This window comes from Algoriphagus alkaliphilus (assembly GCF_900103735.1).
GTDB classification, from domain to species: domain Bacteria; phylum Bacteroidota; class Bacteroidia; order Cytophagales; family Cyclobacteriaceae; genus Algoriphagus; species Algoriphagus alkaliphilus.
In genome coordinates, this window is the sequence record NZ_FMXE01000028.1 from 45533 (window position 1) to 69235 (window position 23703).

General features: G+C 41.1%; 21 protein-coding genes. 11 read left to right on the forward strand and 10 right to left on the reverse strand.

From position 1 onward, the window contains the following. Positions 1-118: 118 nt before the first annotated feature. Positions 119-562: a DoxX family protein gene (locus tag BLQ81_RS16620; protein ID WP_092732328.1), complete on the forward strand. Its 444-nt coding sequence runs from the start codon at positions 119-121 to the stop codon at positions 560-562. Between the two features lie 1377 nt (positions 563-1939). On the opposite strand, the gene BLQ81_RS16635 is transcribed toward BLQ81_RS16620, so the two are convergent. From BLQ81_RS16635 to BLQ81_RS16650, 4 genes are all read right to left on the reverse strand, one after another. Then, positions 1940-2191, reverse strand: a complete 252-nt coding sequence (locus BLQ81_RS16635; RefSeq protein WP_092732337.1) for a hypothetical protein — start codon at positions 2189-2191, stop codon at positions 1940-1942. A 108-nt stretch (positions 2192-2299) separates the two neighbouring features. Beyond that, entirely contained in the window at positions 2300-2530 is a 231-nt protein-coding gene (locus BLQ81_RS16640; protein WP_092732340.1) for a hypothetical protein, read from the reverse strand. After that, positions 2518-2961 carry a DUF5675 family protein gene (locus BLQ81_RS16645; protein WP_092732343.1) on the reverse strand — a complete coding sequence of 148 codons (444 nt, stop codon included), beginning with the start codon at positions 2959-2961 and terminating at the stop codon, positions 2518-2520. Before BLQ81_RS16645 ends, BLQ81_RS16640 begins: the two co-directional genes overlap by 13 nt. A gap of 7 nt (positions 2962-2968) precedes the next feature. Further along, a complete protein-coding gene (locus tag BLQ81_RS16650) occupies positions 2969-3715 on the reverse strand; it encodes a hypothetical protein (RefSeq protein WP_092732346.1) in 747 nt (248 codons plus the stop codon). A gap of 541 nt (positions 3716-4256) precedes the next feature. Here BLQ81_RS16650 and BLQ81_RS23165 point away from each other — a divergent pair. Further along, entirely contained in the window at positions 4257-4505 is a 249-nt protein-coding gene (locus BLQ81_RS23165) for a lantibiotic dehydratase (RefSeq protein WP_092732352.1), read from the forward strand. Between the two features lie 425 nt (positions 4506-4930). Next, positions 4931-6808 carry a lantibiotic dehydratase gene (locus tag BLQ81_RS16665; protein ID WP_175454255.1) on the forward strand — a complete coding sequence of 626 codons (1878 nt, stop codon included), beginning with the start codon at positions 4931-4933 and terminating at the stop codon, positions 6806-6808. Here BLQ81_RS16665 and BLQ81_RS16670 read toward each other — a convergent pair. Together BLQ81_RS16670 and BLQ81_RS16675 are read right to left on the reverse strand one after the other, a co-directional pair. Next, the gene (locus tag BLQ81_RS16670) at positions 6805-7593 is read right to left on the reverse strand and encodes a LytR/AlgR family response regulator transcription factor (protein ID WP_092732358.1); all 789 of its coding nucleotides are present in this window, start codon (positions 7591-7593) and stop codon (positions 6805-6807) included. The genes BLQ81_RS16665 and BLQ81_RS16670 overlap by 4 nt on opposite strands. After that, positions 7499-8611 (reverse strand): histidine kinase, encoded by a 1113-nt coding sequence (locus tag BLQ81_RS16675; protein ID WP_092732360.1) that lies wholly within the window; start codon positions 8609-8611, stop codon positions 7499-7501. Before BLQ81_RS16675 ends, BLQ81_RS16670 begins: the two co-directional genes overlap by 95 nt. A gap of 859 nt (positions 8612-9470) precedes the next feature. Between BLQ81_RS16675 and BLQ81_RS16680 the strand changes: the two genes are divergently transcribed. Next, positions 9471-9971 carry a MauE/DoxX family redox-associated membrane protein gene (locus tag BLQ81_RS16680; RefSeq protein WP_092732363.1) on the forward strand — a complete coding sequence of 167 codons (501 nt, stop codon included), beginning with the start codon at positions 9471-9473 and terminating at the stop codon, positions 9969-9971. Positions 9972-11227: 1256 nt separating this feature from the next. Further along, positions 11228-11446, forward strand: coding sequence for a hypothetical protein (locus BLQ81_RS16685; protein ID WP_139183659.1), 219 nt, complete (start codon positions 11228-11230; stop codon positions 11444-11446). 41 nt (positions 11447-11487) lie between these two features. On the opposite strand, the gene BLQ81_RS16690 is transcribed toward BLQ81_RS16685, so the two are convergent. The 3 genes from BLQ81_RS16690 to BLQ81_RS16700 form a co-directional block, all read right to left on the reverse strand. Continuing rightward, the gene (locus BLQ81_RS16690) at positions 11488-12843 is read right to left on the reverse strand and encodes a RagB/SusD family nutrient uptake outer membrane protein (RefSeq protein WP_092732369.1); all 1356 of its coding nucleotides are present in this window, start codon (positions 12841-12843) and stop codon (positions 11488-11490) included. 127 nt (positions 12844-12970) lie between these two features. Beyond that, a complete protein-coding gene (locus BLQ81_RS16695) occupies positions 12971-16195 on the reverse strand; it encodes a SusC/RagA family TonB-linked outer membrane protein (protein WP_092732372.1) in 3225 nt (1074 codons plus the stop codon). Further along, positions 16192-17871 carry a peroxiredoxin family protein gene (locus BLQ81_RS16700; RefSeq protein WP_092732376.1) on the reverse strand — a complete coding sequence of 560 codons (1680 nt, stop codon included), beginning with the start codon at positions 17869-17871 and terminating at the stop codon, positions 16192-16194. The genes BLQ81_RS16695 and BLQ81_RS16700 overlap by 4 nt, the downstream gene beginning before the upstream one ends. 980 nt (positions 17872-18851) lie before the next feature. Between BLQ81_RS16700 and BLQ81_RS16710 the strand changes: the two genes are divergently transcribed. The 6 genes from BLQ81_RS16710 (at position 18852) to BLQ81_RS16740 (ending at position 23125) form a co-directional block, all read left to right on the forward strand. Continuing rightward, positions 18852-19226 (forward strand): helix-turn-helix domain-containing protein, encoded by a 375-nt coding sequence (locus BLQ81_RS16710; protein WP_092732383.1) that lies wholly within the window; start codon positions 18852-18854, stop codon positions 19224-19226. Positions 19227-19228: 2 nt separating this feature from the next. Continuing rightward, a complete protein-coding gene (locus tag BLQ81_RS16715; protein ID WP_092732386.1) occupies positions 19229-19627 on the forward strand; it encodes a helix-turn-helix domain-containing protein in 399 nt (132 codons plus the stop codon). Between the two features lie 2 nt (positions 19628-19629). After that, on the forward strand, positions 19630-20940 hold the full coding sequence (locus tag BLQ81_RS16720) for a Fic family protein (protein WP_092732389.1): 1311 nt from the start codon (positions 19630-19632) through the stop codon (positions 20938-20940). Between the two features lie 484 nt (positions 20941-21424). Further along, positions 21425-22009 (forward strand): hypothetical protein, encoded by a 585-nt coding sequence (locus BLQ81_RS16730; protein ID WP_092732395.1) that lies wholly within the window; start codon positions 21425-21427, stop codon positions 22007-22009. Between the two features lie 152 nt (positions 22010-22161). Continuing rightward, the gene (locus tag BLQ81_RS16735) at positions 22162-22671 is read left to right on the forward strand and encodes a helix-turn-helix domain-containing protein (protein WP_175454257.1); all 510 of its coding nucleotides are present in this window, start codon (positions 22162-22164) and stop codon (positions 22669-22671) included. 1 nt (position 22672) lies between these two features. Continuing rightward, a complete protein-coding gene (locus tag BLQ81_RS16740) occupies positions 22673-23125 on the forward strand; it encodes a hypothetical protein (protein ID WP_092732400.1) in 453 nt (150 codons plus the stop codon). 311 nt (positions 23126-23436) lie between these two features. Here BLQ81_RS16740 and BLQ81_RS16745 read toward each other — a convergent pair. Then, positions 23437-23703, reverse strand: a 267-nt coding sequence (locus BLQ81_RS16745) for an ATP-binding protein (protein WP_175454258.1), incomplete at its 5' end; no start/stop codon positions are given.

The following is a 23703-nucleotide window of genomic DNA, read 5'->3' on the forward strand; positions in this document are numbered from 1 at the left end:
ATTTATTTTTGATATAGGTAAGGGAGCGGATATTCAGGTTATTTTTTCATTCTGCTGAAGGTCAGGACTTTTACAGTTTTTTATTTGTAAATTAATAGGGTAACAAACCAAAAAAGCCATGAATACTTTCACAAAAATCGAACGATGGGCAGACAGCCATCATCCGCAATGGTTGGACTTTGTCCGGATAATACTTGGGCTCTTTATTCTGTATAAGGGCATTTTGTTTATTTCTAATACCGAAGCGCTGCTTTCAATCATGAAAACTGCGGATTTGCAATTTATCAATTTGGGCTTGGCACATTATGTAGCCTTTTCTCATTTGGTTGGTGGCATTTTGATCGCGATGGGCTTGGTCACGCGGATAGCGATCGCATTTCAGATTCCGATATTGCTAGGGGCGGTATTTTTGGTGAATATCCAACAGGGGTTTTTAGCGGTATCCAACAACCTTGAGTTTGGGATTTCGGTGATCGTTCTGGTTCTGTTGATCACATTTTTGGTTTATGGATCCGGTAAATTCTCTGTTGACAATTGGATGAAGCGGCATCCGACCTGGTGAGGTTGGGAGTTTTGGTAAAGGGTCGGCAGACCGGAGTCCAAAGCGATTCATTCAAATGATGAATCTAGTTCCAAGCTAGTGCTGAAGGCTGGTGCTTTAATAGCCCAGCTTTTTAAAGCTGGGTTAAAAGATGGGATGAAGGTTCCCAGCGCTGAAGCAGGTTTTTGTTTTGGAAAAGGATGTTGTTGCCAGCGCAATGGAATGGGAGTTTATTTTGATAATTCGGTGAATGTAGCCTCGTTGACAGGATTTATGGCTTTGGATATTTTTTTCCTTCGTCACTTTTTGACGCAAAAAGTAACCAAAAACTTCAGGCCCCAGTCTTTACTTCCAATCGGTGGTGTTTGAAGCTTGACAATTATTTGTGGGCGATTGGATTTTTGGATCTGCTCCAAACCTAAAAACAGGTGGATCTCTCTCGCCCACTCGAGAGCTAACCTGTTTTTCACGGTTTTCCGCAGGACCAAAAACCGTAAATCCTGCAGGGCCCTTCCTTTGCCGATTAAGTAGAATATTTTCAAGGGATCTGTTGATGTAAAATGCGACTTGATAGAAAATTCGACGAATGAAGCCGAACACAGCGAGTAGTTTTGTACTAAGTTAAAACTGCCAAAAGCAGGTCCTTTGATTGCCCAGCTTTTTAAAGCTGGGTTAAAATATGGGATTAATGTTCCCAGCGCTGAAGCAGGTTTTTGTTTTGGAAAAGGATGTTGTTGCCAGCGCAATGGAAGGGTTATTTGGATTGAAAGCAGTCTACCTATCTGTAGCTAAACCTACCTGGCGGCAGGCAAGTCTGAAGACTGCGTTATCGTAGGCACAAGTTTGAAAACTTGCGCCAATCGGTCCTTTTGGTCAAGAATAAGGTTGGTAAATTATCGTTGGAATCAAAGCGTGCCGTAGGTACGCCAGGTCGGTAGCCTAGGGTAAAGCGTAGCGGCACCCTAGGTAAAAAAAGAAAAAAGGCCGAATACCTCGGCGCAGTTGTATTATGGGGAAAAGGAGGTTGATGCCGAGGAGGAGTAGGAAGTTTGAAGGATGGTAGATGAGCGGTGTTAGGATTTCTCGCAAAGGCGGTAAGTCGCAAAGAATTCAAGTCCAGTCCCGATAGAAATATCGGGAGAGAAGCAGGATATCGAGCGTGGATTCAGCCCTGAGTGGAGATCCTCCACGGCGGACGGGCACTCATGGCGGCGAAGTTTAGTACCAAGGCAGCCTACCTGTCTGTAGCTAAACCTACCTAGCGGCAGGCAAGTCTGAAGACTGCATTACCGTAGGCACAAGTTTGAAAACTTGCGCCAAGTTGGGCAGGACAAAGGAGAAACAAAAAAACCGGACAGGAGACCTATCCGGGTTTTGAAAGATTGAATCAGTTAATTTTTACTTTACGGAGGCCAATAGTCTTTCCTCCAACCGAGATTCATCCACCGTCAGCTGGCATATACTGACCAAGATAGTTCCTGCCGTCACTGCATGACCTGCATAGGCCAAGAGGATTGCCGGTACTGCTCCCGGTGCTGTGATAACAGCTATTCCGACAGCTGCGATAATTAAACCCGCATTCTTCAGAAACTGAAAGAAAGGAGGGGTTGGAGCCATCGCTCGGTTTTTTACTTCTGAGAGTATGTTCATACGTTTTAGTTTTAAGTTATTGGTTATAGGTTATTGGGGGGATCCAGTGATCATTGGGCATTACCCAGTTAGCAGTGATCAGAGTTCATTAATCCACCATTGAATGGGTTAGGCGCAGGTCCGGATCTTTTTGCTTTTGGTTCCTGATGAAGGGTTTTGCAAGAGCGTTTTGATCAGGGCTTGTTCACTTTGGAGTCGAATGGTGACTTCCTTCAATTTTCCCAATTCTTTACCCATCTGTCTAACGTCCTGAATAAGGAGTTTGAGGAAGAAAGCGATGGTAGAAAGGAGGAGTGCGATGACTCCTCCACCCACTGCCTGGACCATCAATCCATCCATGCGATTTTTTCGCAACAGGCCAGGTTCAGGGCTTTGTCCGGACAGCTCCTTATCTCCAGACGAAAGGTTTCCTGAGCACTTTTTGCTTTTCCCAATGCCTGTATCAATCTAGAGAAGGCTTTTTGGGGATTAGTCCCTTGACCTTCTGATTTAATTGAATGGATCGGTAAGATGGTTTGCGGCAGGTCAACCCTAAATTGTCCTTGTGGGCAAATCACTCCGAGGAATGGTCCTCTGTTGGTTTTTTGCAAGGTCAAAAAGGGCATTTGATCCTCTTTTACCAGAATGTAGGACCCTTCTGGCAGGCAGGATTCCTTAGGACAGCCGGGAATAACAGGGGATTCCAAGGTATGGCATATCACTTTATCATTTATTGTGATGGTACCATGCGTGCTGGTGGGCCAGTATTCCCTATCCAGTATTACTTTCATGATCAGGTCAGGATACCACCAGAATTTTGGCGGGGTTCTGAGTCAGATCATACAAGTCGTACATGGTACCGTTTGCCAATTCCTGGAGGTATTCCAGAGTCAGCGCAAAGAAGTGATGGGTATTAGGCAACACTGGTTTGGGCAGAGACAGGACCAAATCCGTGGTGGTTTGGTCATTTATTGGCAACTCCCCTGAGGACACCAATTCCGAGGTATACCCTTTATCGAGAAAGTTGATGCTTGCCCGGATGAGCGAGAATCGATAATGGGTAGTTCTTTCGACTGTTCGTAGGTATTTCCTAGGAATCAGTGATGGAATGGTGATGCTGACCTGGTTAGGATCATCAAGGAGTATTGGTTCCTTGAACAGGGTATTTTCAATGGTTGACTGGTTGCAGAACTGAAAGTTTTTCAGGATTTGCAAGTCACCCATTTCGAAGGTACGTTCTCCCCTATTTCCGACTATGTCGGATTTGACCACTTTCATGGCTACCGAATAAAGCCGGTTGTGGAGGGAACCGTCACTGGATTTTAGAACGATTTCGCGGAAGGCATCTTTGAGGAATTTTGCGGCGTTGGCGGCTCGGGAGAATTCCTGCATGTTTTCCCTGGTTCGCTGGAATCTGGGGTCGTTAAGGAGTTTATTTTTAGAGACTCCCCCTTTTTGTCTGGCTTTGAAGCCATTTCGTCCTTTATAGAAGGTCACATCACCGATGGTACCTTCGAGTTTAAGAAAGCTTGATTGTCTTGCCATATTTTAGCTTGTTTAATCGTGAAACTTGCCGAAAAGTGGAGGTAAGTATCTGAAATTCAAACCTAAAGTAGATTCTATGGATTTTGTGGATTCTGAGGATTTTGTGAAAAATATGTAAACAGTGGATTTTATGGAATCTGTGGAATCTGTGGACTTGACTTGTATTTGGAGCGTGCCCAAAAGGTTAAGTATCTATGGGACTGTATAGGGACTGCTATGGGATTGTATAGGGATTGGGGTTCGGAGGTATGGGGGTATGGAAGGTTGTTGGAACTGCATAGCGAACAAAGAGCGGGTCGTGGGAATCTGCCTGAGGCGGACAGAGACGAACCGCTGCGGAGAGAGGCATGAACAGCGGGATACTTGTGTCTGCCAGGGATTGTTTTTAGAATTCCTTCATGTCATTAAACAAGCTATTCATTAGACTCAAAGGGGTGTTTATGCAAAAGAATTGAAATAGCGAAGAACTGATCCTAGAATCGGAAGAAAAGCCATGAAATTCTTATTCCGAGTCCCTCTTTTTGATTTTGACATTGAGTCGATGTCAGCAGTTCAAAATAATTGGAAATCAATTTTAACTGCGATAGAAAACGCTTCACCTCATTTATTTGCCGAAATCAAAGATCATACCTATCAAGATTTACCCTCATCTCTTAAGAATAAAGTTTACAAGTATTTAGTAAGAGGAAGGTATAGGTCTACCCCTTTTGGTTTTTTTCGGGAGTTGGGATCGGAGAAGTCAATGCAATCCAAAAGTTCCAGCTTGACCTTTTCTCCAGACGAATTATAAGGGATCAAAAAGTCAAAATACTGCCTGAAAGTGAATCAGTAGGGTGGAAAATTGCATTAGGTGGAAAAGAAAAAATAGGAAGGCTTTATTTTTTAAGTTATTTGATTCAGGAAGAGCGGTGGGCCATGGTAAGTATCCCGAAAAACAGGATTTTCACAATCCTTATTCACTATTGCTCCTCAAAGGGGGAAATAACTTTTTCAAAGTTTCAATCTTGGTTAAAAGAAACAAATATTGAGGAAATTAAGGATTTATGGCAGCAATTAATTGAACTGGGAATTTTAAGCCGAGAGGTCAAATGGCTGCAAAATCACTTACCAGCCCGAAAATATGTAGATATCATCCTTAAGGATAAGCTAAGCTTATCTCCTGGTATCGAACAGGATCTAAATTCATTTATTTCCAGCGCAGGGAAGTTAATATCTATGGTAAGAAATCCTTATTTGGAAAAATTAAGCAGGTGGTTTCAGGAAAAGTTTGATGATAGGTTTGTCCCGCTCCCTCTTCTCTTTGAATATTCAGATTTTTTAAACAGCAACTTTATATCATCCGGAGATGAAGTTGAGACGAAACAGAAGAGTTTGAGTCTGCCCAATGATTTTTGGAGTACCCAGGAAATAGACTTGAAAGGGAAAATTGAAGAAAGTCCAGTGGACGATCAGTTATTCGATATAGGATTTGTATTCAAAAAGTTAAAATCCGGAGGGATTTTATTGGACAATTTATTGTGTAACAGGCCATTTTCATATTTTGGAAGGTTTAATCGGGATCCAAAAATATTGGAATTTGAAAAGGAGGTTAAAAGTAAAATTTATAGGTCAGAAGAAATCATCTATGCTGAATTAAAGGTATTTGAATCACAAACCATCCAAAGTATCTGTGATACAAAACAATTTTTTGAATTTTTTATAAGTCCATTTTCCGAGAAGAATCCGAATTCAATTAAACTTGATGATCTTGAATTAGGGGTAAGGAACGGAAAATTCCTTCTATTCCACCGGAAATTAGGGAGGCGAGTCATCCCTGTGGTCACGCATCCACTGAATGGAAAAGAAATAAGCCATCCATTGATACGGTTGCTTTGGGAAATTGATCATCAGCAAGCATTCAGACTATTCACCTATCAATTTGCCTTCAACTCTGAAAGTAGCTTTGTCCCTGAAATAAGATGGGGTAGAATAATTTTGCAAGCCAAAAAATGGAATGTCTTTAGGGGATTTTTCGACACAAAAGCTAGTCTAAAAAGCTGGATGGCCGAAAACAGGTTACCGAAAATCATTTTACTTGGCATATATGACAGAGAATTGGTTTTGGACTGGAAAAGGGAAACCGACATGGAAATTCTTTGGCACGAGGTAAGAAAACATCCTCGCATTACATTAAGTGAACCAGTCTGGTTTAACAATTCTGAATTTGAATCGAAAAGCAAGCAAACTATCTATCCACAATTTGTTGTCCAAATAAGTAGGGAAAGGAAGGATCAAATTTGGGATGGATTTATTAATTCGATCGAGTATGAAGATAAAGACAGCCTTTATTTATTGGTAAGAGTTGGTGCCGATGAATGTTTGGATTTTCTCGACTACTTTTTTTCCAGAGCGCTCACTTCACTATTAGTAAAGAAAGGTATTGTCTGGTATTATTTGGTGTATCCGCATGAGGATATAATTCAGGTTAGGATTCGATTCTTAAGACTTACGAGTGAGGAAAAAAAGCTTTTAACTTCCAGCATTTTGGAAATACTCAATCAAGCTTCAACAGATTTCGAGATAAGACCTTATTATCCGGAAATAAAAAAATATGGAAGGGAAGGTTATAAAATTTCGGAGGAACTTTTTCACCTAGAGTCGGAAATTATGGTTGGTTACAGTTTTGGCCTCAGGGGCTTATCAATTCCATTTGAAGAATTGGCTGAGGCAGTGGCTGAATTATGGTTTGAGGTCTTAAAAAGGTCAGGAACATTCTCCCTGAGCTTTTCTTATTTAAAGGAAAGAGTAAAGCAGATTTCATTTCAGGAAAAACGAAGTTTAAACAGAAAAAGGGATGAAAAATCAGAAAAGACAGTTCAGTATTGGATGCCAAAATCCTGGAAAACACAGTATATAGATTTGATCTTTGAACAGTTGAAATCAAATCAAACAGATGATAGGAAATGGTGGGTTTTTCAAAACCATATTCACATGCAGGTCAATCGAATGTTTCCTTTAGAGCGAAAAAAAACTGAGGACTGGTTGTACATTGAATTATATAGAAGGGTGGGCGCAGCGATTTTTTCCAGGGCTAAAAAGATTAAGGTATTTTAAATGACCGTTTTGTTTTGAAGAAAATTTTCAAACGCTTCTCTATAAGTACTACCGATTGGAATCCGAACCCCATTGTCAAAGTGGCAATACCCTTGATCTAAATACCTCATTTTAAGATAGTTTACGGCAAAGGATCGATGGATTCTGAAAATATATGGGCGTTCGATTTTTTCCAGAGTATTATAAAATTTATCTCTTGTCGTGATAGTTTTACCTGATTCTAAAAAAATCCAGGTGAATGATTCTTTCTGTTCAATGTATTGGATTTCAGTAGGTTTAATTAAGGCGATTTTAAATTCATTGTACTCTCTAATCCGGACAATATCCTCGAAGTTTGGATTTGCAAGAGGTTTGTATTTAATAAATGTAGCACGAGCCTTTTCTAATGCGAAGGATACTTCAAAGAAGCTTGGGGGTTTGAGGATAAAATAAACTGTATTTACTTTAAAGCTTTCAACTCCGAAGCGATCGTGTGCTGAGCAAATAATCACCGGAATATCCAAGTGAAGAATTTTTTTTGACAGTTCAAGACCAGAAAATCCCGGAATCATAATATCAGTAATCAGGATATCTATTTTACCGTTTTTTATTAATTCCAAAGTCAAAAAAGGATCGTCCGTAGAAAAGGAGATTTCATATCCGGGGATTAAAGCAATGATTTCAGAAAGCAAAATTCTAGGGGATTCCTCATCATCGAGGAGTCCTATCCTTAATACATCCTCCATAGCAGATATACAATAACAGGTTAAACTCGGTGGAAGATTTCCCATGGAAAAGCTGGACATTACCAGGGAAATAATAATTCAATATTCGGGAGACTGCTTCGATACCAAATTCTGAAGAAAATTCCGGTGGGGAATCTTCCAAAGCATTAGTCAGTGAAAAAGTAAAGAGCATTTTATCCTGCCAGGGGAAAATATTTAAAGTCAGGGCGCAAGGGCATTTGGAATCATAGCAATTTCCATGTTTAAATACATTTTCAAGAAAGGTCATCAAGGTCCATTTTGGCAATGGAAATTTGTTGGGTTCGATAATTGAAAAGTTTTTAGAAATTATGAATTGGAGTTTTTTTCCAAACCTATATTTCTGACAAGCGATGTAATTTTCCAGAATTCTAAGTTCCTGATCTAAGTAATTTTGTTTTTGATGATTTTTATAACTGTAGGAAAGGATTTCGGTAAACAGGCTGAATTCTTTGAATAGGGATTTTGATACTTTCATAATTGAAGCTGAAAACTGAGTAATCATATTCAACACGAAATGAGGGTTAAGTTGGAGGGACTTATGTTCTATCTGAAGTTTAATCAGATCAATTTCCAATTTTTTAAGTAGTTCCTGCCTGATGCCCATGATATAGAAGCCCCAAATAGCTGAGGTATATAGAATAAATTGGAGAAGCCTTATTGCCTCATTTACAAAAAAAGGTGTCAACTGGATGTCATTTGTCGACCAATATCCCAATAAGTATAATTTGATGATGAAATAAATACTAATAATAATGGCCAGTTGAATCAAAACAAGTTTCCATTTTTTCAGGAAAACAACTTGGGGAAGAAAAAAGAAAAACCAAAAATGGTTAACGACTCCCCCACCAACGAAATTAAGTAAGATTATTTCGTGTGGTGCAATTTTCAAAGCTCCCAAATACCGTAGGGAAATATCTAAGGCTAGAAAAATAAACCAAATCAACCAGAGGAAGAAAACAGGATTCACCCTCATGAAATTAAAAGCCCTTTCTATTTGAATAGAATGGTTATTCATGAGTATTTCTTGATTTAGGTGCTGTTTGAAAATAGTTTTCATACTCACAAAATTTAATGCCTATGCTAACAATTAAAGAATGGCAAGAATGCCAGCGAGCACTTCAACACTATAAAATAAAGCGTTTTAGCAAGCTGAGAAAGACTGGTGAAAAGGTATTTACCACCAGTGTTACCAGCGAGTGCTCAACAACGATCACAAGTTTTTAATCAAGGGTAAAAGGCATCTCCTTAAAGGCAAAATGAAGTGATGCTTAAAGCCCCAAAACATGTATGTTAAAATTTTAAAACCTTTACCAAGGCACAAACCGGATCGTCATTCCGGGGGAGAAAAAACTCCAAACAAGGGATCTGCAAGAAGCAGGTCCTTTTTGATTTCAGGGTTTTTTAACTATTAAATCCTCTATCTCATTGACGGGGATACCATGAAAATCAGCAAATTCCTGTATAGTAATTAGATGATGTTTTGCCTTCCCCAAACTCTCACGCACATGCTTCAAAATCTTATACGCATACGATCTGGAACGACCGGTGAAAATCATAATATCCTGAGCATAGATAATTATTCTTTTGTTCAGGTTTGAAATGGTAAGGTTAGACTAAGACAACGCTATAAAAATAGAGGTGCCCACCGGGTACAGTTATTCCGGAAAATTTATACTAACGGCTTGCAAGTGTTTGAATATAGTTAATAAAATAAAAAAACAAAAGAAAACTTAAAGTTTTTGGGGCCTTGGATATAGGAAGTTAAACTTCATAAATGAGGAGATGGATTATAGCAGGAAGTTGCTTATGATACTTTTTAGGCTATCTATGACAGTAAATCCACTGTCTGTGCAAATGACTTGGAATAGTATAGCGCTAAGATTGAGATTTGGGAATACATCCAAAGGAGAAAGATCATGAAGGGTACGGAAAGAATAACATCATCCATTTTGATATTGGTATTTGGTTTTACGGGATTTGAAAAGTTTATCCGCTTTGAATCCAGCCGGAAAGCTTTTCTCAATCAGCCCATGCCCAATGAATTGGAGGAAGTATTGGCCTATGCCGTGCCCGGAGTGGAGTTGCTACTCGCCCTGCTCCTGCTCTTTTCTGTGACCCGATGGTGGGGATACCTGGGCAGTGTTTTATTGCTGACAGTATTTATCACCTATGTGGGACTGATCTGGGTGGGAGCTTTTCCGAGGGTTCCCTGCAACTGTGCCGGGATTATAGACAGTATGGGTTGGGCAGCCCATTTCTGGATGAATCTGGGGTTGATTGGGGTGGCGGTGGTTGGGATGAGATTGGAACACTTCGACTCCGCTCAGTGCAAGAATTTCAAGATTGGAACATTGGAAGATTGGAACATTGGAAAATTGAAGAGGGAAAGGGGGACGAACGATGATATTAATAGTTAATTAGTTAATGATTATTTGTCAATTGTTAATTGTTCAGGGTTCATTGTTCAGGATTGAAAGTCTTTATGAAAGTAATGACCCAGAATGGGTCAAATTATTCATAACCCCGGGTGTGAACCCGGGGAAAAGGATGTAATCCTGAACCAGCGCTGGTTTAGGAATTTTATTTGGAAAACGATGCTGATACCAGCGCAATGGGATGGTAAGTCGGATTGTAAATCCTATAATGGGATGATCGAGATTGCATCCTGATAACGGGAGCCGAACTAGGGACGTGAGTGCGGACACTCACGTCGGCGGAAATAGTTAATTAGTTAATGATTATTTGTCAATTGTTAATTGTTCAGGGTTCATTGTTCAGGATTGAAAGTCTTTATGAAAGTAATGACCCAGAATGGGTCAAATTATTCATAACCCCGGGTGTGAACCCGGGGAAAAGGATGTAATCCGGAACCAGCGCTGGTTTAGGAATTTTATTTGGAAAACGATGCTGATACCAGCGCAATGGGATGGTAAGTCGGATTGTAAATCCTATAATGGGATGATCGAGATTGCATCCTGATAACGGGAGCCGAACTAGGGACGTGAGTGCGGACACTCACGTCGGCGGAAGGTAAAAAAAGAAAAAAGGCCGAATACCTCGGCGCAGAAGTATGGTGGATAATGGGATGTGGATGCCGAGGAGGTATTGAAAATCAGTCGGAGCTATAGTCCAAGGCAGTCTACCTTGCGGTAGATAGACCTACCTGGCGGCAGGCAAGTCTGAAGACTGCATTATTGTAGGCACAAGTTTGAAAACTTGCGCCAAGTTGGTCCCCAAGGACCAGAAAAAAAACTGAATGAAGAACGCTGAATAATGAATGTCGGATATGAAAAAATTGGAGCAGTGCGGTGGAACACTGCTCCGCAGCCTAAAACTTGCAAGGGAAAGGCTGCAAACCCTTCGACTTCGCTCAGGGGCCGTGCTTGGAACTTAGACTTTGCTGTCAGTAAGTTGGGCCTTCCTGAGGCAGGCACACATGATGGCTAATAACTAACAATTGGAATTTATCCCTCGAAATGACCTGAATTCGAGGCAGGTCAATGCTGATAAATTCCTTTTTGGGCGATGCCGAAAACCCAGAACAGAGTAGGCATTCAATTCCAAACGGTTTACCCTTTTTTGATCTGTTAAAAAAAGGGATTGTATCATGAATAAAATAATTAAACTGCTCCCCGCCCTCGCATTGGCGCTTGGAGCAACCCTGGCGATGGGTATGAATTTGCCAAACATAGTAGCGGAGCGAACCGCTACTAAAATCTGGACACCGGACCTTTCTGCGCCTGATGGCTACCGGGATGTGACCCATCTCGTCAACCAGAATCAGTATGAATGTGACTTGCAGTCTGTCGAATGTATCGTGGAATTCTCCAACGATGACCCTGCAACGGGTATCAAGAATGTCCTTGATACCGGCGAATTCTCCCAGATGTAATCCAACTTACCCAAGGCCAATCGGCCTTGGGTATTTATTATTCAATTCCTTGGGTTTTGCTCGATTCCACTTTGTACTATTTCCTCAATGGGTATCGGAAATGAATACTTCGGAGATCCGGGTTCCAATCTATAGGTTTGGCCATTAATAGTTTTTTCCAAAGCAATCCTGCTTCCCTCAAACTGATTCAATCGTCGCAAATCAGACCATCTGATCCCTCTCCCTATGAGTTCCTTTTTCCGCTCTTCCAGTATCCTGTCAAGTAATTCCTGTCCGCTCAGCAAAACCGGTTTAAAGCTTACTTTTCTATATCTGAACTCAAGCAATTCATTCAAATATTTCAATGATTTTACTTCATTTCCGGTTCTGTAAAATCCCTCTGCGGCAATTAATTGAAGTTCACCAACACTGATCCCGCCAAAAAACTGGGTTGCTCCGGTTAAAAATTTGGAAAAGGTAAACCGATTCTGGCCTCTGTCAAGAAAGTATGCCTGCTTCCGTAAGTCACCTTGTTCATAGGAACTCATGATTTTTGAATTCACAAATCCTTCAGGTGAACGCATAAAACCGGGTGTCAATAAAGCTGAATAGAAAATCATTTCCTGATTAAATGGCTGAAATGGCCTGGCCAAAGCGACATTTAGTGTATTGAAATCCAATCGTCCGGTGTAGCGTTGAAGCGTTTTTTCAGCATTTTGGGATGCCCCCTGAAAATCGAATACATCCAGTTGAACCTTTGCCAAAAGTCCCTGTGCCGCAGCTTTTGTAGGTCGGGTTTTCGGAAGTATATTTTCAGGGAGTAAAGCGAAAGCTAGATTCAGATCATTGATCACCTGATCATAAGTTTCCTGCAGATTGGATCGCTTTGCAGGAGCGTTTATGTCTGAAACATCTCTGAGTACCAAACCAAGTTTGGAATCATTTCCTCCTTCACGTTGATACGGTAAGGTAAATACCTGCAAGAGTTGATGGTAAGCATACGATCGAAGAAACAGGGCTGTGCCCCGTAAATGATCTGCTTCCTGCCCAGCTCCTGCATGGTATTTATCCAGAATTTCCAATGCCACATTCGCATAAAATACCTGGGTGTACATTCTTGCCCAATCTGCAACCGGCTGGTCCTCAAACGGATCATCTTCCCATAGATAAACCCCACGCTCATAAGGGGTGGCCAGGGCTGCGTAACCTGCGTCTGATAATATAAATTCATCAGAAGCCAGATAAGGAATGGCCGTTTGGACATTGAACACCACGGTGTTGTCCAGGAGTGCCCGGACATCATTCAGCGTTTTGGGAACCACCAAACTTTGATCAGGCTTGGGTTCCAAAAACTCCTCACAGCCCAGCAAAAGAAAGAAGGTCGTGAGTAAAAGCGGGTATTTGATATATTTTTTCATAGCTGTTTGATTAAATGAAAGGGAGTGCAGCCGATGAAAGCTGCACAGATGCCGGGATTTGAATTAAACCTGAGGGAACCACCCCTCTACTTATGAGGAAAGCTCCGGCACTCCCGATTTTTGTTAATTAAAACTCCAGATTTACACCCAGGGCCAGACTCCTTAGCGGACGGAAGGTTCCAAAGTCCGGATCCCAGTCAGTATCTGTGGCCTTCCAGATCATGGCGAGATTATTCGCGTAAAAGAAGATTTCGGCTCGCTGAAATGCTTTGGCCCAGCTTCTGTTTTGGGGAAGTTGATAGCCAAGACGGATATCCTGTAAGCGGACATGGTCGCCTTTTTCAACCAGAACGGAGCTGTTTCTATAGAATAAGTCTCTCAATGTATTCCTTGGAGAAGGCATGGAGGGTACCTGAGTAATTAACTCGTCACCCGGATTTTTCCATCTCAGCGCATAATCGGAGTGTCCACCCCTACCCAAGAGTATCGGGTCATATTCGACAGAGGTTCTTTTGAAATAATATCCCAAGCGATAAGAGATATTTACAGATAAGCTGAATCCTCTTACTGTCAGGTTATTCCTCAGAGATCCAAAAAAGGAGGGTCTTGCAGGTCCATGGTAAATGATATTGTCCAGTGTTGCTCCGGTTACAATAGCCCTGTAATCTTCCGATGGCTCGCCATCCAAAATTCCGACTGGTGCTCCCGTGTTCGGATTCAAGCCTTCCCAGGGTAAGGAATAAATCGCAAAAAGCGGTTTGCCCACTACAGGGAAATAGGTGCCTCCTAATCCCGATGCACCGTTGTTAAGAAGGTTTAATACAGGTACTTCATTTTTATAGTCCCGAACTTCTTCCCTGATTCCACTGAGCAGAAATACGGCGGACCAATTCCATGTACCCTTAAGGTTGAAACTCTCCAAGTTGAGGTCAAAACCTGTCGTATTGGTGGCAGCATTATTACCGGTAAACAGGGAAATTCCGGTGGAAGGCGCAAATGGTGCTATTCCGATCAGATCTATTCCGGCTTTTCTATAGACCTCCAGGGAACCGGACAAGGTTCCTGATTTATTTTCAAAGTCAAGGCCCCCGTTGATGATCTTGATCCGCTCCCAGCGAAGGTTTTCATTGGGTGGGTTTACGATTCTGGAATAGGGAATCTGGGTTATGGGGTTAAATGTGACCGTAGTTGCAGTGGTAAATGCGCTTAAACTCCGATCAATATTCCCATTGTAGCCGTAGGAGAGTCTCAACCTTACATAAGGCAAAGCATTCCAGTTGTAGAAACCCTCATCACTCAAAGTCCAGCCCAATCCTGCGGACCATAAGGGCACTCCCTTTTGGTTGGCGGCCACTCCGAATAAGTTTGACGCATCTTTTCGCGCGCTCAGTGTCAACAGATATCTCTTTTGGTGGCTAAGGGCGGCATTGGCAAAAACAGAGGTAAAGCGGTCGGTTGTTTTGGATTGCCCATCCCTGTTTGGAATGAGGGATGCCGAAAACGGATTGTTGTATTGGGAAAACTGCCCTTGATAGTTGACAGGAAGTGAACTGTAAAATTCCGGATTGAACCCATAGTACCTACCCATTAAATTTACTGCAGCAAGGGATTTGATCTCGGTTCCTCCCAGCATAGTCAAATCCCATTTGTCAGCCCAGCTTTTTTGATAATCAAGCTGAATTCTTCCATTATGGCTGCCGGAATTGAAGTTAGACCAGTCATAAATACTGCCTTTGGGAATCGGATAACTCAGCAAGCCGTTTGTAGCATTCAGTTGCGTAAAGGAGTTCACCAAATTGCGGACGAAAAAGCTTTCCTCAGCATAGATTGTCTCATTCGATGAACGGTTTTCCCAATACTGATATTGAACCGCTGCACTAAGTCCTTTCAGGATTTGATAATTGGCACCAAAATTAAGTCTCCAGTCATTGCGAACGGATTTTTGGGGAGACCTTCCGATTTCCTCCAGTGGCACATAAGTCCATTCCAAAAGCCCGCTTTCCAAAGCCTGACTTTTAAATCCTGCTCTCAGATCCCTTTCCACAGCCAATGGTGTTCCATTATCATCAGCAAGCCGAGCGTATGGATACATGTAGGATGCATTATTGAACTGAAGTGAATTCGGGTCAACTCCTGCTCCGGTACTAGTGGACTTTACGCCATAAAGTCCCGTTTGAATTTTTAGTCGATCATTCATCAGTGAAAAGTCATTCTTGATATTTAAGGAAATTCTCCTGTTCTCATCACCCACGACATTTTCCTGATTTTCGTCCAGCCCAAATCCAACGCGATAGGCATGCGACTTTCCTCCCCCGGCAATACCAAGGCTATATTGTTGATTTAGCTGATTTTGGTAAAGATATTTGTTGATATCCCTACGCAGATCATTCCTACTGAAGTTATCAATTATGCCATTTGCCTCAGCACCTGAAATTTTACCGTCTCTGGCTAGGATCAAAGTTTCCACAACAGGACTCAGGACGGGTCTTGACGGGTTATTTTCTGTTGCATTGAAAAACCCCGTATTGAAAAGCATCCGTTCCACGTCAATGTAATCTTCCGGACTGAGTAGGGGATTCCAAAAGGCATCGGGCGGTGCTACCCAGTTGGAATTGGCAGAAAAACTCACCCGGGTAGGAAGATCCGGTTTTCCCGATTTGGTGGTGATTACAATTACCCCGTTTCCTGCCCTTGCTCCCCAAATGGAAGCAGCCGCAGCATCGCGCAAAACGGTAATAGATTCCACGTCATTCGGGTTAATGTCTTCCAAACTTCCGTCATAGGGAAAGTTGTCGATCACAATCAAGGGCTGGGAAAATCTCCCCAGCGTACTTCTGCCACGGATGGAAATGGGATCCCGCCCGACATCACCGGTCCGGTTAAGAATTAATCCCGAAGTCACATCCTCCAGTCTGTCAATCAGATTGGTACTCACTCTTCGGGTGATCAATTCCCTGTCAACGGAGACAAAGGAGCCTGAGGCTCTACTTTTGGGAATTTCCTGGTATCCTGTCGCCAAAACTTGCACTTCTTCGAGTCCCAGTTCCAATGCGCTCATTTGTAGGGTAAGACTTGATTCAAGTGGAATTCTTAACTGAATTTTAAAGGTTGCATAGCCTAGAAACTGAGCGGTCAGCACATAGGAACCGGGGCTAAGATCCAGATTGAATTCCCCGTTTTTGTCGGCTACGACAGTAATTCTCCCTGGTTCCGCTGTAATCATGGCTCCCGCCAAAGCTTGTCCTGAAGCGATGTCCACAACGCTCCCATTTACTGGGGAGGTGGTTTGCCCACAGATTTCATGTGCTCCTGTGTATAACAGGACAGTGAATAATGCTACTAGTAATCTCATAGTGCGAGGGGTTTAAATGGAGCTATTTTTTTAAGTACCAGAATTTTGATTTCCTCCTCCCGTTCAATGAGATCGAGCCCATTTTTCTGAAGTTCCAATCTCAGCTTCTCATAATTGGCCAAAGGGGCATCCAACTGAAGATCAACTGGATAATCTATTCCAGTCAGATTTATAATGGGAGTTGGACTTGCTCTCCAAAAGGCCGCATTCAGGTGGTAGACAAATCCCTGCAAAGGGTAATTGGTCATCCTCACCCCCATAGGAGAGGATTGATATGATCTGGGTTTTCCTGCCGAAGGAGGAAAGTCCCTACCCTCCTGCCGGATCAGTGCCAAGACCTTTCTGGACTGAGTTTCCACGGTCACTTCGATATGGGGAAAATACCGTCTCAGGTCCTCGCGCATCAGTTGATAGGGATCATAAGAAGGCGGGGCTATCAATTCATAGCCAAAGACATGATTCCCTTCCTCCATCCAGGCCAGGGCATCGGCACCGGATTTATCGCTGGTCAGTTCATCCTTTTCAAAACCTCTGGTCTCGATTCGGTTGACCCCATAGTAGTCTACCAAATCCCGTTCGGAGTAGGCCAGTTGAAACATGTAAATGGGGGTCATATTGGTGATTCTGATATGGGAAAACCCCTCATAATTTTGAATCAGCGAACCTCCCACATCCGGGATATAGCCTGTAAAGGCAGACTGAAGCCAGATGTTTTTGTTTTCCAGATGGGTGTTTTCAGAAATAAGCTTTTCATTCGGATTGAGCAGGATCTTTCGGTCCACTTTGGTTCTGAAGTTTCCTGTTCCGGAACTGAAAAGCATATCCAGATTTTTCTCAGTAACATCCTCCGCTCCGGTAATTGCTTTTATTTTTCCTTCCGGATCTACCAAAACCACATGAGGGATTCTGAAGTGTGGAAACAGGGCCCTCAAATAAGAAGCATCTGTAGCGATTGGCAGGCTGAGCTTTTGAAATGAAGGGTATATCTTGAGGACTTCAGCTACCCGCTCTTCGGGAAAAACAGTAATCGGCACTACCTCAAGCTGATCTGTATATTTTTGGGTCAACTGATCGATTCGGGGAAGGGCTCCAATACTACCCGAACAGGTAGGAGACCAGAATACCAACATCAGGTATTTTCCTCGGTAGTCATCCAGTCGGATTAGGTTACCCTCATGATTTAGTATAGAGTTGAATTCGATACCTGATGGGATTTGGTCACCGATAGTGAGGGAGTCGATGATACTCCTCTCCCTCATTTGGGCAGAAGGAGTTTCCTCCTGCCCTTGGGAAGTAGAGTTATCAACTAAACTAAATCCCGATGTTGGAAGTACGATTTCGGATTTGGGATTTCGGATTTCGGAGGAGCGATGTAGATTGTCGTCACTGCGAGTACCCGCTGTGGCGGGAGCGGAGGAACGGAGCGAAGCAGTCTCGTACTTGGGTCCACCGTCAACAGTCCACGGTCCACTGCTGTTGATTGGTAGACTGGAGATTTCTGCTCCATAAGTTTCCTTGAGGAAAATATCGGGAAGGATTGGTCCCTCCCGATTGGGGCTGTCAGACCTATGAAGAAGTTCAGCCCCGGGTGATCGCACAACTTTGCTCTGTGCTACGAGGTACCTCCCGACAAGGCATAGCAATGCCAGGAAGCATGTGAGTAGTAGTTTGTTCATGCTTTGAAAATGGTTGTGAAGCTGGGGTTCTTTGGTCAAGGGTCGACAGTCCACGGCTGTGAGTCCATAGCCAATAGACCATGGACCATAGCGGGATTCAGGTAGAGATTGAGGCAATGCAAGTGACAATTGGCTATTTCTAGCTTCTTGGCTCTTGCTTCTTGCCTCTAATCAGACAAACCTACGCCACGGCGCACAAGTCTCCCACCCGACCTCCAAACGGCCAGCTTCAGGTTAAGAAATAGAATGAATTGTCAGCGCTACCAGCTATTCAGAGCTTGCTGACGTGAGTGTGTGGTAACCGAACTGCTCGAGGCTGCGCATCCTCTTAATCGGAAAAAAGAAAATCAGGTAGGGTTTTTAATCAGATTCTTTTGGATCTGCTTGAAGGAGACCTGGAATCCTGAGGAATTGGTAATGTTGAATAGTACTTTCATTTTTTTGTCAGGTGTTGGATGACCGATGACCGATGCGTTTGTCACACTGAGCACCTTACCAACGAGAGTTGGGAAGTACGAAGTGTCTTGTTCTCGACCCGCAGCAAACTATCGTAATACTTGGTACATGGTACTTTGTACTTCGTACAACAAGGAAATAAAACATTTCCACCGTGCCTTCTCCAAGGCAGCAATCTAATAGGCTTGAGGAGCTTCCCGTATACATCGGGTTCTTTGTCGTCACTCCCTGATCAATCGTGGTAGCCCCGTAGGTACGGAGGCAATCAGGGAGAAAAAGTGTTTTAAGTTTTAAATCGGGTTTTTAGGTTTTCTTTTAAACAAAATTTCAAACTCAGAAATAGAATCCTCAAACTCAAATATCTCAATGCCTTCATAGGGCGCTTGACGGTTTTTTCGAAAACAAAATTTGAGAAATGATTTTTCCATTGCGAAAACAATTTGCCGTGTTATTTTTAAAAAAATAAATATTCTAGGTTGATTTTTATGCAAAAAAGGTTGACATTTATCAAAAATACTTGAAATATGACAAAGCATAGAGGTAGAAAAATAGCGAGATACCGCAATTTTAAAGGAATTAAGCAGGATTCTTTAGCCAAACAGCTGAATGTTTCTCAAACAGAGTTATCTCGGATTGAAAATCAAGAGACTATCGATGACCAACTTTTCGGTCAAATTGCTAATGCCCTCGGAGTAACTCCAGAGTTTTTAGACAATTTCGATGAACATTCAGCATTATATAATATCTCAAATAACATTGACAATTCACCAATTTCTGAAAACTCTACTGGAATAAATCAGGTATTTAACCCACTCGATAAAGTTGTAGAGTTATATGAAAGACTATTGGAAAGTGAAAAAGAGAAGATCGAAATTTTGAGGAAAAACAATAATCAATAACTATGGATACTAATTTCGAAAAATTATCATTTCATAAAGGAAGAAAAGTTGAACGAATCAGAAAATTGCGAGGCTTAAGTCAATCAGACTTGGGAGAAAGACTTGGAGGAATAACCAAACAAGCGGTTTCAAAACTTGAACAATCAGAAAATATTTCAGAGGAAAAACTCCAACAAATTGCTGATGCACTAGAGGTTACACTAGAGGGACTAAAAGGTTTTAGTGAAGAAAAGGTGCTGTACAACACTATTAATTTTTATGAAAATAGTGGCGTACACGCTTCTAGTATAAATGCCAATGTCGAGAATATCAACAATCCTTTAAAAGAAACGATTGAAGTTTTTGAAAAGCAACTTGAAAAATTGAGGGATGAATTTATAAAAGTACTTAAGGAAAAATAATAATGAATTCCCTTACTAAAGCCATAGCGTTAAAAAATGAATTGGATCTCTTGCGTCCTATCCCAAAGGAGCGGGAGGAGATTATTATGGAAAAATTCCGATTGGATTGGAATTATCATTCCAATAACCTGGAGGGAAATTCTTTGACATTTGGCGAAACCAAAGCCTTGATACTTTTTGGAATTACTGCCCAGGGAAAACCACTAAAAGACCATTTTGAAATTACTGGCCACGATAAAGCGATCAAATGGGTACTGGATGTGGTCAAAGGAGAATATCCCCTTACAGAAAGCTTTATCAGGGAACTTCACCAATTATTACTTAAAGAACCCTATGAGGTAAATGCTATTACTCCTGACGGTCTTCCTACCAAGCGGTGGATCCAAGTAGGAAAGTACAAAAGTGTTCCCAACCACGTACTAACAAAAACTGGTGAGATTTTCCGCTTTGCCACTCCCGAAGAAACTCCAGCATTAATGCATGATCTGATCGAATGGTATCGTTCAGAAAGCAAACAACCGGATGTCAATCCGATCGTTTTGGCGGCAGAATTTCACTACAAGTTTATCCGCATTCATCCCTTTGATGACGGAAACGGCAGAATGGCCCGGATCCTGATGAATTTTATTCTAATTCATTTCGGATACCCACCTTTGATCATCAAGACAGATGATAAGTTTAATTATTTTTCCGCATTGCAACAAGCCGATGCAGGGATGATCGAACCATTTTTCGAATACATCACCACAAACCTAACTCGGTCTCTGGAAATCATGATCTCAGGAGCAAAAGGAGAATCCATCGAAGAAGAAGATGATTTAGATAAGGAAATTGCTTTATTGAAGGCGAAATTCAAGGCATCAGACAAATCTAAAGTACCTATTTATCGATCCAAATATGTTATCTTAAATATATATAACGGAACTATTCGGAAAATCTGGGAGGAGTTTTTGGTCTACACCAAAAAATTTGAAGATTTCTACAGTTCAGTTTCCATTTCAATTGGAAAAGAATCCATGTCCTACTCTGGTGATAATTGCTTTGAGAGTTTTGGTGAAAAAATTGAAGACAGCACAACTGAAATAAAATTTAGAACAATTTTCAGAAACATTAAATCTGGGACTTCAAATGAATTTCAACATATTTCACTTATTCGCTTCATTCTAAATAAAGAAAACACCTATGAGGTAGAAATTGATACAGAAAAAATTATTCTTAAAAACTATAGTGAAGATATTTCAAGGGAGGAAATCAAAAATATAATTAAAGTTCTAACCAAAGCACATAAGGAGAAAATTGAAAATTTGATTTGATTTTTTTTGGGATAGAATGTTCAATTAAACATGACACTCGCCAATAATTGAAATTAATCTAATCAGTTAAGCATCCCAATTAAATTCACCGCGGTTTATTGCTAGAAACTGGTTTGCTTTGCAGGAAGTACTCATGAATTATCCCGTTGTTTCCAATTGAAATCCCAGTGCGGCCTTGTTCGATCTGTCACAAACATACATTGTGAATTGCTTTCAAAATGTGATTTTTTGCTTAAATTAATAGTCTAAACTTTTTAAAAAAATGAAAAAGCATATTCTATTATACCTTCTTCTGCTGTGCACGACTGGTTCCTTACTCGCTCAAGAAAGACATGGTCCTTACAAAATCCACAAATTCGTAGACGGTGATACGTTTTGGGCAAAAGTCAATCCTGGCAAACAAGGAAAAAATCAGCTTTTGCAGTTTGATTTGTTAAAATCGGTTAGATTTGTGAACATTTTTTTAAACCTATAAGTTGTAGAAGTGAAGTTAATTGATACATTTGAAATTCTAGATGGCGTTCTCTATTCTGTTGTCTTTGATGAGACCAGCTATGAAGGGGTCAATGAATTTCGGAGATTACTTAACCAATGGACCGATAGAGATTATCTCACGGATTACTTCTTAAGAAACAAAAAACAGCTTCAATCGGAATTTTGGAACGAAGTGATCAATGGTCATCCCTATGACTTGGTCGAAGTCCCAAATGCTGTGAATTTGACCATTGAAGAATCTGCAGAATTTGAAGAAGAAATTTTAGGACTTGCAAATGGAAAAGCTGGCAGAGGTCTTGAAAAGATTTTTATCCCTTTGCACAAAGAGATTAGAAAAGAATCTGAGAAGCATGAATTTAAGGCATATGGAATATTTGAAAATAGCTGGCTTCGATTTTATGCGATTGAAATTGAGGGCATCTATTTTATCTCAGGAGGAGGGATAAAGTTGACAAAAAAAATGGAGGACTCAGAAGGTCTTTCCGTTGAATTAGAGAAACTTAAAAAAGTTTATGACTACTTATTCATCAATCCGGACATAGATCCAGACTTATTGATGAAAATTGAAGGTTAATCACAAATGCCATGACAAAGAACCTACATATCCAAAACATCCTAAAAAATTCCAAAAAAGATACCGAGTGGAAAATAGAAGCGGAGGAAAGGAAGTCTGTTCGACAGGAATCTCGAAAATCCGGGATTATCGCCACGCAATTGGCCTACTATATGAAAGTCAACGGTATTTCCCAGACAGACTTAGGAAATAGGATTGGTGTTAGTCCTCAGCAAATTAGTAAAATTCTGAAAGGACGGGAGAATCTCACTCTAGGCACCATAGAAAAAATTGAATCAGCACTTAAGATTGAATTAATTCAAACAGTTAATCAAGAGTCTAGAGAAAAGCGCATTCATGCTGGATATTTGTCCCAAAAAAGTTCTTCCATCGCGATTGATTTGGGTACAGGTACAGTCGCACTTGCTTTTGAAAAGCCAAGATTTTATGGGGGCTCAATTGGAATTCCTTATCTATCCTCATTTGCAGATAAAAGTTATGAGGAATGGAAACAACAAGCTATAGGAAGAGCTCTTAAAAAGTTTGAAAAATTTAAAAACTCCAGAGAATTCCATTTTGAAAGCGAAGAATTTCTAATCCCAATTTTAACTGGATCAGATAAATCCGGCCAAAAAAAAGCAGTTTGGGCCAATCCTGAAAGTTTCACGCCAGAAGAAATTTAATATGGAAAACATTAAGTTCAGAATTGAAGAAATTGAAACACCTCAATTTGCAATGCTTCCAGAAGCCTATGATTCAAAGGCGGAAAAATTCCGATATTCATTCGGAGTTAATTTCTCTTTCCCTGATATTGGAAAAAGAATAGTTTGTTGTTCAGCTCTAATAAAATACAATGGAGATGTCTCCCCTTTTTTGGTTCTTGAAGTGGCAATCTATTTCAGTGTTGAGGAAAATTCATGGAATTCATTGTTGGACGCTAAAACAAAACAAATAACGCTTCCCAAACCTACAGCTCTCCATATGATGACTCTCGTAATAGGTACTGCTAGAGGGATTCTTCATTCAGAAACAAAAAATACGCAATTCAATCGCATGATCCTTCCTACCATTAATTTAAATGATATCATAGATGGGGAAGTGGTCCATTCCTTTACTAAGTCTGAAAATGAAGATTGATTTTATTTATAATTAAAAGTTGGGGTGACAAGAATGAAATTAGGTGGAATATTTTCAAAGGCATTCTATTAGTTAAAAAACAAGATCTTTTCAAATTCATCTATGCCTAATGAAATTTATACATTCAATTATCAAAAGGAGAACTTAAAAAGTTTTTTGGATGTATATGAATTGCAAAGAATTGTAATCCCTCCTGCTTTTCCAGTAAAAGGACTCAAGTGATTATTTCACTCAAACTGACCCAAGTGTTTCGCTCTAAACTGACCCACCCCTTTACCGGTGGATCTGTTGGCTAATTTAGGGATGGATTTTTATTTCTGGTGTCTGAGTGATTTACCTTTTAATTCTATTTTTTGGGAGTTGGTCAGCAATCTATCCAAAATAGCATCTGCCAGTGTGGGATCACCGATGTAATCATGCCATTGAGCCACTGGTATCTGAGAAGAGATCAGGGTTGCTTTACGTTGATAACGGTCCTCCAGAATCTGGAGTACTGCCATCCTAGTATCGGCATTGAGAGGCTGCAGGCCAAAGTCATCCAGAATGAGTAAGTGGGTCTTTTCGATCTGGTTAAGCAG